This window comes from Cellvibrio sp. GW822-FHT04B05 (genome assembly GCF_058800985.1).
The window spans coordinates 470,532-483,706 of record NZ_JBXAMU010000003.1; the positions used below are offsets into that span (position 1 = coordinate 470,532).

9 protein-coding genes are annotated in these 13,175 nt (G+C 47.8%); 8 read left to right on the top strand and 1 reads right to left on the bottom strand.

All coding sequences use genetic code 11. From position 1 onward, the window contains the following. Nucleotides 1–21: 21 nt before the first annotated feature. On the bottom strand, nt 22–1,443 hold the full coding sequence (locus tag AC1RJL_RS11940) for a glycoside hydrolase family 19 protein (RefSeq protein ID WP_492914237.1): 1,422 nt from the start codon (nt 1,441–1,443) through the stop codon (nt 22–24). Nucleotides 1,444–2,152: 709 nt separating this feature from the next. On the opposite strand from AC1RJL_RS11940, the gene AC1RJL_RS11945 reads away from it, so the two are divergent. From AC1RJL_RS11945 to AC1RJL_RS11980, 8 genes are all read left to right on the top strand, one after another. Then, on the top strand, nt 2,153–3,436 hold the full coding sequence (locus AC1RJL_RS11945) for an amino acid deaminase (protein ID WP_492914239.1): 1,284 nt from the start codon (nt 2,153–2,155) through the stop codon (nt 3,434–3,436). A 9-nt stretch (nt 3,437–3,445) separates the two neighbouring features. Further along, complete coding sequence (locus tag AC1RJL_RS11950) at nt 3,446–4,801, top strand: GntP family permease (protein WP_492914240.1); 1,356 nt, start codon at nt 3,446–3,448, stop codon at nt 4,799–4,801. A gap of 19 nt (nt 4,802–4,820) precedes the next feature. Then, entirely contained in the window at nt 4,821–5,693 is an 873-nt protein-coding gene (locus tag AC1RJL_RS11955) for a MurR/RpiR family transcriptional regulator (protein WP_492914242.1), read from the top strand. A gap of 48 nt (nt 5,694–5,741) precedes the next feature. Then, entirely contained in the window at nt 5,742–7,199 is a 1,458-nt protein-coding gene (locus tag AC1RJL_RS11960; RefSeq protein ID WP_492914244.1) for an N-acyl-D-amino-acid deacylase family protein, read from the top strand. Nucleotides 7,200–7,349: 150 nt separating this feature from the next. After that, on the top strand, nt 7,350–7,739 hold the full coding sequence (locus AC1RJL_RS11965; RefSeq protein WP_492914246.1) for a RidA family protein: 390 nt from the start codon (nt 7,350–7,352) through the stop codon (nt 7,737–7,739). Nucleotides 7,740–7,756: 17 nt separating this feature from the next. Continuing rightward, nucleotides 7,757–10,186 carry a beta-N-acetylhexosaminidase gene (locus tag AC1RJL_RS11970; protein ID WP_492914248.1) on the top strand — a complete coding sequence of 810 codons (2,430 nt, stop codon included), beginning with the start codon at nt 7,757–7,759 and terminating at the stop codon, nt 10,184–10,186. 276 nt (nt 10,187–10,462) lie between these two features. Continuing rightward, nucleotides 10,463–11,623, top strand: a complete 1,161-nt coding sequence (locus tag AC1RJL_RS11975; protein WP_492914250.1) for a helix-turn-helix domain-containing protein — start codon at nt 10,463–10,465, stop codon at nt 11,621–11,623. A 125-nt stretch (nt 11,624–11,748) separates the two neighbouring features. Then, nucleotides 11,749–13,065: a glycosyl hydrolase family 18 protein gene (locus tag AC1RJL_RS11980; RefSeq protein WP_492914252.1), complete on the top strand. Its 1,317-nt coding sequence runs from the start codon at nt 11,749–11,751 to the stop codon at nt 13,063–13,065. The last annotated feature ends 110 nt before the right edge of the window (nt 13,066–13,175 follow it).

Genomic DNA, 13,175 nt, shown 5'->3' on the forward strand with positions numbered 1-13,175 from the left:
TTATCTATAACTTTTCTGGTATTAGCAGCCCAAATTACCTGGGCCGGCGCTGGTGCCGAGAATATTCAGGAAGCGCTGATATTCATTAATCCGGCTTTGTACTTGGCCAGGGTTACCGCCGTTGCATTCGATCGAGCCATTGATCGTGCGGATGGTCTCACCAAAGCCAAAGTTACCGACCATTGAATCATGCGCAGGACGGTAGCCAGCACCGGCTTGAGTCATCCAGAACCAGATTGCAGTCTGCCAGGCGACAGTGGCGTTTTGTGATACCAGATCAGGATTGGCGCGCAGGTCGAGCCCCAGGGCTGCGCCCGCTGCGCAGTAGTTGCCGTTCCAGCTAAGCTGGATCGGGCCGCGTCCGTAATAGCGTTTACCGGGAGCGCAAGGGCAGGTGGCCGGATTGTTATCCCAATCGCCGCAATATTCACCTTGGGCTATTTCGGTGATGTGTACCAAACCACCCGTTTCATGGGAGAAGTTGGCCAGTGCCGCAGCAGCTTCGCGCTTTTTAGCTGCCAGATCACCGGTACCTGCAAACGCGGGATAGGTTTTGGAGGCAGCAACCAAGCCAGCGTAGGTATAGAAGCTATTGCGGCGGGGGAACATCTGGTTGAACTGCGATTCGCTGACTACTGCGGCAAATCCGGTATTGCCGGAGGAGATCGGACGCACAATGATTGATGAGGTGCGGTCGTTGAAGTTGCTGAGGCAGGTGTTATCGCCGGACACTACTACCGATGCACCGCTGTAGTCCCAGTTGTCGAAAAGCACTGCTTCATAGCCAGCCGCGACTTTGACCGAGGAGATGGCGTCATTGCGCGCGCCCATCGAGGTCATCACGTTGCCGTCAAACGAACCGGTGTTAAAGCCTCTAAACCAGCCGCCGTAATTACAGTGTTCATAGACGGTCAGCAGGCCGGTTGTGTTGCCGCCGCCATTGGATACCACTTCAATCCAATTGAAATTCCAGCCGCTGGTTTTGGCAAAAACCCCCAGGTTGTAGGTGCCCGCATTGATATTCACAGTGCGAGAGACGGTAGTCCAATTCTGCCAGCCCCCGGTCGCGGGGATGCTGAAATCACCCAGGATAATGCTGCCGCCGTTGAGGTCGACCGCAGCCGTTGCACCCGATGGACTCGCAACGCGCATACGGATGGTATAGCTGCCGGAGGTGGGAATTGAAAGTCCGCCATAAACCAACCACTCGTTCGGTTCAATCCAGCCGACATTGTAGCCACCGCCGGAATCGGTAGTTGCCTCTATATCTACGTTGTCGTTGCGGAATACGCCGCCGGTGTTGCCCGGGGTGGTATCAAAGAAGTTGGTGTAATTTTCCGCTTGATAAACCACGGCATGACCAGGGGCGGCCAGCGCCGCCAGAAGCAGGCATCCGGGAATCCCCAGCCGGCATTTTTGTAAACCTGTCAATAGATTGCGCATTGTTATTATCCTCAGGGTTGATGGCGCCTATCCCGAATTCGGATGAGGGCATTGCGATAAATCAGGATACTTTTTAAGAGGTATCGGTCGGGGTGATAGCCGTTGTAACGGTCATTATTATGAGCAGAAGGTTCGTCCCCGGCGTTGCAAAAACCTGTTGCAGTGGGAGGCAACAGGATGTGTTTTTTGCTCGCTGGTCAGATCATTAAATAATCGCCGCGCGATAGCCAGTCCCAGTTTGGGTTTGCGGTTAACTGCGACTTATTGACCAAGGTGCGACTTTTATTTGATTTTAGTGAAGGCGGATCGCAGAAAAAACTCGAACCCGCTGTGCAATTTTTAAGCGCATATGAGTTGGTCTTTATCGAGCTTAAAAAAGGTGCGGCCCCCCTATTTTGACGACAGGATCACCTGCACCCAAAACCGCTGTAGTTCAACTCCCTGCTCCAGAATAAAGCAGCCTTCTCGTTGTGCAGGTTCGATTTTTCTTCTTGGTGATTAACACTTGGGTAGAAAGTGCGGGTTTACCACGGAATGTGACCGGTTACGCACATTTATGGCGCATTAAATTTTATTTTGGGGCGCGAAAAACTTTCACAATTGACGGGTTAAATATCCTGTTTTTGTAAATTATTTTCTTTTCAGTTCATTTTTTTGGTGATAGCCTATAAAAAATGATCGTTTTTTCTGCTTTTGATGAGAAAAAAGCATGTATAAAGAAAATAATTTACAAAAAATGCTAACCGAAAGAGTACTTAACCCAACCGGTAAAGGCTTGGGTGACGTAGGTTCCCATCTGCCTATTACTGAAACCGCCCAATTGGGGTGGAATCTCTTGCAGGAGGACGTGAGTTTGCCTGTTGCGGTACTTGGTAACAACCGCATACAACATAACCTTGAGTGGATGAGATCCTTTATCAGCACCTATGGGCTGAAACTCGCACCTCATGGCAAAACCACCATGAGTCCGGCACTGTTTCATCAACAGCTTGCCCATGGTGCCTGGGGTATCACCCTGGCGACTGCACCCCAAGTGCAAGCCGCTTACCATTTTGGTGTGCGCCGCGTGATCATGGCCAACCAATTGGTTGGTCGCGCCAATATGGCAATTATCTCCCGCCTGCTGCAAAACCCCGGGTTCGACTTTTTTGTCATTGTCGATTCGGCGGCTAATGTAGAACAGTTAGGTCAATTTTTCGCCCAGTCCGGCCAACGTTTGAACCTGCTGCTGGAATTGGGTGTTGATGGTGGCCGTACCGGCGTGCGCAATGAGCAGGATCGCGTGGCGGTGCTGGATGCGATTACGCGTTACCCGAAATCCCTCGCGTTGGCAGGTATTGAGGTCTATGAAGGTGTGCTTAAAGACGAAGTGGCGATCCGCGAGTTCCTCCGTCGCGCAGTACGCGAGTTGATGATCCTGGAGGCCAATAGCCAGCTAACCAGCGATACGGTGATTCTCACTGGTGCCGGCTCCGCCTGGTTCGATTTGGTCGCCGAGGAGTGGACCACGCTGGACATAGGTCGCCCGCTCGATATCATCCTGCGCCCTGGCTGTTACCTCACCCATGATGTGGGCATCTACAAGGCCGCCGAAGCGCGTATCCACGCCAGTAACCCCGTTGCCCGCTCCATGCAGACCAGTTTGCTACCTGCGCTGCAATTGTGGGCCTATGTGCTCTCCATCCCCGAGCCCGGCCTTGCCATCCTCGGCCTTGGCAAGCGCGATGCTGCGTTTGATGCTGGCCTGCCTATTCCTGCTATGCACTACCGTCCCGGCAGCGAAACGCCTGTTACCGCACCTGCTGATTGGCAGCTCACAGCGATGATGGATCAACACGCGTTTATGGAAGTCGCCCCCGATGCCGATGTGCAAGTAGGCGATATGCTCGCGCTGGATATTTCCCATCCCTGCCTGACCTTCGATAAGTGGCGTCAGTTGTTGGTGGTCGACGATAACTACACGGTGATCGATGCCGTGGAAACGTTTTTCTAAGGGGCGATGATGGAACAGATGCTCAGCCCCGGCCATTGGCTTCTTGTATACGCCGCCATCAGCATTATCGCGCTGGTGTTGTTGATTGCGCGTTATCGCCTCAACCCGTTTATCACGCTCACCCTGGTGTCGCTTGGCCTGGGTTTGATGGCCGGCATTCCCGCCAAGGACGTGGTGTTTGTATATGAAGCCGGTGTGGGTAAAACCCTCGGCCATATCGCGCTGGTTGTTGCGCTCGGCACCATGCTCGGAAAAATGATGGCCGAGTCCGGTGGTGCCGAACAAATCGCGCGCACCATGATTCGTTGGTTCGGTGAAAAAAATGTGCACTGGGCGATGGTGTTTATCGCGTTCCTTGTGGGCTTTCCGATTTTTTTCGAAGTGGGTTTTGTTTTATTAATTCCCATCGCGTTTAACGTTGCGCGCCGCACCGGCACATCCATGTTGTTAGTTGGCTTGCCGATGGTGGCGGGTTTGTCAGTTGTACATGGCCTGGTGCCGCCGCATCCGGCAGCGATGATTGCCGTGGGTGAATATCAAGCGAACGTTGGCCGCACCATTTTCTACGCATTGTTGGTGGGAATTCCAACTGCGATTATTGCCGGACCAATCTTTGCAAAATGGATTGCGCCACGTATTCAATTGCCTGCGGTGAATCCGTTGGAAGAGCAATTTATCAACGTGGATATTGAACGCCAATTGCCGGGTTTTGGCATCACCCTTGCGACAATTTTGTTGCCAGTATTTTTAATGTTGTTAGGTGGTTGGGCAAATTTGATTGCTGCGCCTGGCACAGCGCTAAATGATTTTCTTTTGTTTATCGGCAATTCCGTTGTTGCATTGTTGATTGCAACTCTGGTGAGTTTTTACACGCTCGGTATCGCACGCGGATTTAATCGCGACAGCATTTTGAAATTCAGTCACGACTGCCTTGCACCAACTGCGGGTATTACATTGTTAGTGGGTGCAGGCGGTGGTTTGAATCGCATTTTAGTTGAGGCGGGAATTGCCAAAGAAATTGTCGCTTTCTCATCGGATATGGCATTAACACCGCTGATGATGGGCTGGTTGGTTGCGGCATTAATGCGCATCGCAACAGGTTCCGCAACCGTGGCGATGAGCACTGCAGCAGGTATCGTTGCGCCGATTGCGATAGCGGCAAATTACCCGCATCCCGAGTTGTTGGTCATTGCGACCGGTGCGGGCTCACTGATTTTGTCGCACGTCAATGACGGTGGCTTTTGGTTGATCAAAGAATATTTCAATATGACCGTTACCCAGACGTTAAAAACCTGGACGGTGTTGGAAACAATCATTTCAGTTGTTGCGCTCGCATTTGTTTCATTGATTGCCGCATTTATCTAAATAGATTCCGGAAAACCTTATGACGGCTTTGTTCGATATTGTGTATCACATGCGTGCCAGTCGGGATCGTCTTTCAGCGACTGAGCAAAAAGTAGCTGATGCCATTTTGGAAGATATCGCTTTTGCAGCGGCTGCAAGTATCGACCAGCTTGCAATAAAAGCGGCAGTAAGTATCGCCACTATTTCGCGTTTTGCCAAAGCCGTCGGCTGTGACGATATTCGCGATTTGAAATTAAAACTGGCGCAAGCGAGTGCAGTAGGAACCCGTTTTTTGGCTGAAGTGCCAGCGGTGGAAGAGAGTGCTTTTTATGCGCAAATTTGCAGTGATGTGGAGTCCACTTTGCGCGCAAACCTTGCGCGTTTTGTCGAGGAAGATTTTCGTACCGCCGCCGGATTGTTAAATTCAGCGCGTTTGATTTATGTCGGTGGTATGGGCGGCGGCTCAACCATGCTGGCCGAGGAAGTGCAATTTCGTATTGCACGCTTGGGCAAAGCAGTGACTGCTTATCATGACCCGGTGCTGTTGCGCATGTTTGCGGCAACGCTTACAGAAAAAGACGTATTGGTGCTGTTATCTGTGACTGGTGTGACACCGGAAATGTTGGAAGTTGCCGATATTGCGCGCGAATACGGTGCGCAAATAATTGTGTTCACATCGAGCAATTCACCTTTGGCAGGTAAAGCCAATATCGTGTTGCCTGTGGTAACGGAGGAGACCGATTTTATTTATAAGCCATCGGCATCGCGTTACGGAATGTTATTGGCGATCGATATTCTTGCAACTGAATTGGCGCTTGCGCGAAAAACGGAAAGCAAAGAATTATTACGTCGCGTGAAATTTGCACTGGATGAATATCGTGGCGGTGACAACCGTTTACCACTAGGCGATTAATTTATTTTAATCAAAGATCTATTAAAAGTGTGACCGGGGAGCCCTTGGGTGAAGTTTGATTTAATTATTCGCAATGCGCAGATTGTTGATGGCACTGGTGAACCAGGCTACAGCGCTGACCTCGCCATTAGCGGTGGCAATATTGCCGCAATAGGTGATCTGTCGGCAGCCGATGCAATTGCTGTGCGCGATGCGCAAGGATTGGTATTGGCTCCGGGCTTTATCGATGTGCATACACATGATGATTTGCAGGTAATCCATGCGCCGCAAATGTTACCAAAAATTTCCCAGGGAATTACTACGGTGATCGTCGGTAATTGTGGCATCAGTGCCAGCCCGGTGACATTAATTAGTAATTTACCTGACCCAATGAATTTGCTGGGAGCACCGGAAGATTTTACCTACGCTGATTTCGCCAGTTATAAACATGCAGTAAACAAGGCGCAACCTGCAGTCAATGTGGCGGCATTAATTGGACACACCGCATTGCGCAATAATCACATGGACCGTTTGGATCGCGCTGCCGACGACAATGAAATCGAGTTAATGCGTGTGCAGTTACGTGAGTCGTTAAAAGAAGGCGCTCTGGGTTTGTCATCCGGGCTGGCTTATGGTTCGGCTATCGCCAGCACTACTGATGAAGTTAAAAAATTAGCAGAAGTGTTAAATGAAACAGGTGCAGTTTATACCACACACTTGCGCACCGAGTTCAATGAAATCATTTCTGCTTTAGGTGAGGCTTTTGAAATTGGCGAGCACGCCAAAGCGCCGGTTATTGTGTCGCACTTGAAATGTGCTGGTGCAGGTAATTGGGGTCGCAGTGGCGAAGTGTTAAGAAAATTGGAATCGGCTGCGGAACAGCACCCGGTTGGTTGCGATTGCTATCCCTACAGCGCTAGTTCATCAACATTGGACTTGCAGCAAGTCACTAGCGATTTCGATATTGTTATTACCTGGAGTGAACCACACCCGGAACAAGGTGGGAAAAAATTGGCGGATATCGCCAATGAGTGGAATTTGAATTTGCTGGATGCTGCAAAAAAATTGCAACCGGCCGGAGCGGTTTATCACGGAATGAGCGAACAGGATGTGCAAAAAATTCTTGCGCATCCGCTGACGATGGTTGGCTCAGATGGTTTGCCCGTTGATCCTCTGCCACATCCGCGTTTGTGGGGTGCTTTTCCTCGTGTGCTGGGACACTACAGTCGCGATTTGAAATTATTCAGTTTGCCAGAGGCGATCCGCAAAATGACACGAATGTCTGCTGATCGTTTTGGTTTGGATGATCGCGGCCGCATCGCTGTTGGTGCTGCTGCAGATTTGGTTTTGTTTGACCCGATAAAAGTGAAAGATGCCGCAACATTTACCCAACCGCAACAATTGGCGGAAGGTATTGAAGCTGTATGGGTAAATGGCATTTTGAGTTATGCACAAAAAACAGTAACCGGAGCGCGCGCGGGAAAATTTTTAGCAAGACAACGCGATTTGCGCGTTGGGTTTTACTGATTGGATCGCATGAAGTTCTAGCAGGATGAATTCCGTTATTTGCTCGGAGACTGTCACCCGCATGGATGTGGGTGACGACTGGGGATGTTTCACGGCGTGTCTCAGAGTGAATAGCGGAGTTCATCCAGCGCATATTAAAAGGTAGAAAAAATGTCAGATATAAAACGTTACGGTGTTGAAGGTGGTAAAGGTACTGGTGGACAACATTTACCATTTGCCCGCGCGGCAGGAGCTGATGGTTGGTTGTTTGTATCCGGTCAGGTTCCGATGATTAACGGCGAAATAATCGACGGTGGAATTGTTGCGCAATCGCACCAAACCATTAAGAACGTGCTGGCCATTTTAGCCGAGGCCGGTTATGGCCCGGAACATGTTGTGCGCTGCGGTGTATGGCTCGATGATCCACGGGATTTTATGTCGTTCAACCGCGTATTCATGGAATATTTCGGCGCTAATCCACCGGCGCGTGCATGCGTTGTATCCAGCATGGTAGTGGATTGCAAAGTAGAAGTAGATTGTGTTGCCTACAAAAAACCTTAAATAATTAGAAAACGTTTATGAATAAATACTTATTGTTAATCACCTGCTTGTTATGTTCAGTTTGGGCGAGTGCACAAACTGAACAATTGCCATTGATGCCTTACCCGCAATCGGTAGAGCGTCAGCAGGGACAATTGGTATTAAATGGTACTTTATATTATGCAGTGGAAGGCAAGAAACCTGCTGCACTTAAAAGTGTTGTAAAAGATTTCGGTGCGCGTATCAAGAAGCAGACTGGGCAATCCCTCCGGTTGAAGGAAGCTGCAGTCGCTAAAGCTCAATTAATTATCCGCGTCGAAGATGCAGAACCAATATCAAATCATATTGATGACTGGAATGAATCTTACCAACTCAATATCACCGCAACCAAAATAGAATTGGATGCCAGGCAGTTGATGGGTGCCCAGCGTGGATTGGAAACTTTATTGCAATTAGTCGGTACCAGCGCAAAAATTCAATTGCCATTAGTCACTATTAATGATCAGCCGCGTTTCAAGTGGCGTGGTTTGTTATTAGATACATCAAGACATTTCTTTTCGGTTGCAACCATCAAGCGCCAGATAGATGCAATGGCCGCTGCCAAATACAATATTTTTCACTGGCATATAACGGACGACCAAGGCTGGCGTTTGGAAACAAAAAGTTATCCAAAGCTGCACAAGCTTGCATCTGATGGTGAGTATTACACGCGCAAACAAATTCGCGATATTGTTGCCTATGCACAGGCGCGCGGAATACAAGTACTGCCAGAAATTGATATGCCTGGCCATGCCAGTGCTATTGCGGTGGCTTATCCGGAATTAATGTCTGCGCCCGGTCCATATGCAATGGAATATCGCTGGGGAGTGCATAAACCTACATTAAATCCAGCGAATGAAAAGGTATACGAATTTGCCGATGCAATCATCGCTGAGGTGGTCGAGTTATTTCCTTTTGAATATTTGCATATTGGTGGTGATGAGGTTGATCCCGAACATTGGAATACCAATCCGGCAATAAAATCTTTTATGCAAACGCAGAATCTGAAAGATCACCGTGCTTTGCAAGCCTATTTCAATCAACGCTTGCAGAAAATTTTACAGAAACACCAGCGCAAAATGATTGGCTGGGATGAAATCCAACATAAGGATTTGCCCAAGGATATTGTCATCCATTCATGGCGCGGGCCGGATGGCGTGAGCGATGCAGCTAGCCATGGTTTCCAATCGATTTTATCAACGGGTTATTATTTGGATCAGGCGCAAACTGCTGCGTATCACTATCGTAATGATCCTATTCCGCCAAAACCGGTAGAGGTTATTGATGTGGCGGAAAATGAAACAATTAACAGTTGGCGCTTTGAAATGCCGCGTAAGCGTGGCAGACCTGTTACTGGTACATTTACCTTTATCGGTGACGATAAAAATATTCGCCAGGCATTTGTTGATTTCACCGGGAAATCCCGCCGCGACGTTTTGCTTAAGCATTACACAAAAGAAAACGCAGTATTTGCATTGGATACCTGGATGGGCCCCGTTGAGTTCCGGGTGAATTTTGCTGCAGATAAAATATCTGGCGATGCCTTTGTTGGTAATACACCTTATGCAATCAGCGGTGAGAAAATTAATAATAACTTTTCTTTACCAAATGATGAAAAAACAGCAAAAAATAATGCACAAAAAAAGTTACCTAAAACAGAGTTTGTGGCTCATTTGAGTGCACAACAGGAGTCATTAATTCTTGGTGGTGAGGCCGCACTTTGGGCCGAGATAGTTGATGAGCAAAGCATTGACCTGCGTTTGTGGCCGCGTGCATTTATTGTTGCAGAAAGGCTCTGGTCGGCGCGGGATTTGCAAGATGAAAATAGTATGTATGTGCGGGCGAATTCCGTTGAAGTGTGGGCAGAAAAATCGACTGGTTTATTGCATCGTCACCAACAACTTATTGCATTGCAAAAGTTGGCAGGTAAAAACGATATAACACCATTTAAAATATTTGCCGAAGCTTTGGAGCCTGCGCATTACTATCATCGTCAACATGAGAAATCGGCTTACGAAACCTATTCCAAAACCGATCCACTTAATCGATTGGTGGATGCATTACCCGCAGAAAATGAACATCTGCGACAATTTAACCAGCGTCTGGATGCCTGGTTAAGAAATCCGCAAGTTAATGCGGATTATTATGCGCTTCGTGCAGAGTTTGAACGTTGGGCAAGTAATCGAGCTGCGCTGCAACCCGTGCTGGAGTTGCATCCGGAGTTGATATCACTGGCTGACAAAACAGATCTTGTTGCTCGCACAGGTTTGGAGTTGCTTGATAAGCGTGTAAAAACGTCCGCGCTTATGCAAAACGATCGCATAAAGGTAATGGATTTGATCCGGCAAGCACAAAAACTGGATCAGGAATTGGTTGTTGCAGCAGCCTCTTCGTTGGAAAAAATCATGAGTTCATTTACTCCACCCTGACCAATGCATTGCGCTGGTCGGGAAAATTGTAAATACGATTGACAACGTTGTCCTGCTGGATGTAAGTTGGTGATGCCAGAAGCTCGATCTTTTGGTTCAGGTGACGAAGAATAATTCAAGGTGCGTAGTACCAGATAACCCCGGGAGCTGTTGCAAAGTTGGACTCTTAAAAGCGCCGTAATTATAACGGCATGAGTCTGCGGCATCAGTAATGGTTATCACTACGTTAAATATAAATACGTTATCTATGATGACCTGCGCTATCGGTAGACTGATATGGTTGAAGTAGCACTGTTTAATATCAATGATATTTCGCTGTTGTTCAGCGGTTTTCTCGCATTGGTTCTCGCGTGCCTGTTGCTCTTCTCGCAGCAACAAGGAAGGATCAAACAAACATATTGGCATTTGTTGGCACTGTTCTTTTTCCTGGGTGCCTTGCGTACGTTCGATACGCTGTTGTACTGGAATATTAACGTGCGCGATACATTGTCATTGGTATCGGCTAATTTTTTCTTTTTATTTGGTTTTGTTTTCTTTCTGCAAGGGCCTTTGTTGTTTTGGTTTACACGTGCTGCCATTTTCCGCGATTTTGCCTTAACTCGCCGTGATGCCTTGCACTTGATACCGGCCCTCTGTTATCCGTTTTACATTTACCAGATTTTTCACCGGTTGCCGGCAGAACAAAAAATGCAATATGTGCATGACTGGGCACATGTCATTAATGATCCTTATTTTGAGGCCTTAATTTGGGCTCAGCGTTTGGCTTTGTTTGCGTACAGCTTGTTATGCGTCTATCAGTTGCATCAATACATGCATCACTTGCGTGCACATCACTGCGAACTGAATAAAGTGGATTTGCATTGGCTGAAGTTATTGGTGGTGGGGTTTTTCCTGATTAATTGCTGGACAGCTCTCACATTGATAGATACACGGTTTATTAACCTGGTAAGTGCCGAGTTCCTCGGTGAATTCGAAAGCCATTTCTATCTGATCTATATGAGTGTGTTGGTAGTTTACCTGTTGAAAAACTCCAGTGGTTTTTCTGATATTCAGGTAGAGCACACCATTGCGCCCGAACCTTCGCCTGAAGAGCCGCAGCAGCAGCTGGTAGAAAAATTGACTGATTTTATGGAGCAGAACAAGCCCTATCTGGAGCCGCATATTACGGTTGAGCGGTTGGCGATTAAATTAAATGTCTCGCCCAAATTATTGTCCTGCACTATTAACAATCAGATGCATATGAATTTTTTTGAGCTGATTGGGACCTATAGGGTTGCAGAAGCGAAGAAGCGTTTGGCGGATTCTGAGCTGCGTCAAAAGCCGATCAGCGAGATTATGAAAAGCTGCGGATTCAATAGTAAATCTGTCTTCAACCAGGCATTTAAGAAAACCGTTGGTGTAACGCCGAGTCATTATCGACAACAGCATTTGCATTAATGCAGTGTGATCAAAGTAAGACGTTTGGTAGTTTGGGTTTGCCGGTAGCGCAGGTTTTGATGGGGCTGGTATTAATTCAGCCTTATTACAAAATTAGGTGTAATGAGTTAAGCGGTGGAGTACCTGTGATAAACATCATTCAACATACGACTAAATTGTTTGTTCAGCGCTTGGTATTTTTGCTGGGCGGCTTTGCGCTGTGCGCAGGCCCAATTCATGTTTGGGCGGGTAGTGCGATAGCGGAAACCAAAGTTATTGGTTATATCGCCAGCTTTACTGATATGAAAGCAGCTATTGATAAAACCGATTTAAGCAAACTTACCCATATCAATCTGTCGTTCACCAATCCCAATGGGCAGGGCAAGTTGGTGGATAACGGAGTAATGACCTGCATGCCGGGAGCGAGTGGTGGCAATGTCAGTGCTGCGGATGTCCGTTATGTCATCAATAGAGCGCAAGCTGCTGGCGTAAAAGTATTGGCATCGGTAGCCGGTGGCGTAATTCCTACTTGTTCAGGCAATTGGGAAACCTTATTGCAACCGGCTAATCGCCAGGTATTGGTCGATAATCTGATTAGTTTTATGGAAGAATTCGGGTTGGACGGAATTGATGTTGATATCGAAGGCGCAGTGCTCACCAGTATTGATAACGCTGGCAACTACACTCCGTTTATCCAGTCGCTTTCGGCGCAATTGGTCGCGCGGCAAAAATTGTTAACCTGTGCAACGGCATCTTATGTTGGCGGCATGATTCCAATTTCATCGATTCCGTATTTTGATTTCGTCAACATTATGTCGTACGACGCAATCGGCCCGAGTTGGGGACAGGCAGGTAATCAGCATTCTACTTATGCCATGGCTGTTGATCATGTCAACATCTGGAAAAACCGCGGCCTGACCAAAGAGCAACTGGTGTTGGGCGTCCCTTTTTACGGTTACGGTTTCGGCACTTACAAATCCGATTACACTTACGCCAGTATTCTCTCCGAATTTGGTGCCGATGCTGCAAATAAGGATTTAATCGGCAGTGCTTGTGCCGGTTGTAATTACATCACTTATAACGGTGCAGCGACTATCAAAGCCAAAACCAAACTCGGCCTGGAGCAGGGCTCGGGTATTATGATTTGGGAATTGTCGCAAGACGCGAGTGGTGCAAATAGCTTGCTAAATGTAATTGATACTGAAATCAAACTCGCATCATCAACCAACTCATCCGCTGCAACTTCTATGGCAACTTCATCTGAGGCGGCAAGTTCACTTGCACCTGTTGCGTCCTCAATTGCGGCATCTTCTGTTGCAACAACTGATAAAAAATCATCGGGCGGTTCGGGCGGTTCGGGCGGTATAGGCTTTTGGGAAATTATTATGCTTTCTTTGTTAGCAATGCTGTCGCTGCATTGTTTCGGCAATGGACAAATTTATTACAGTAATTTAGGTAAGTAAAAATACAGTTTTCCAGTCGGCGCGTAGTGCGGCGATTGCTAATTAGTCATGCGAACTATAATGCATGAAATGAAGAACATTGGTTATTGCTGCACGAGGGTCCACAAGAT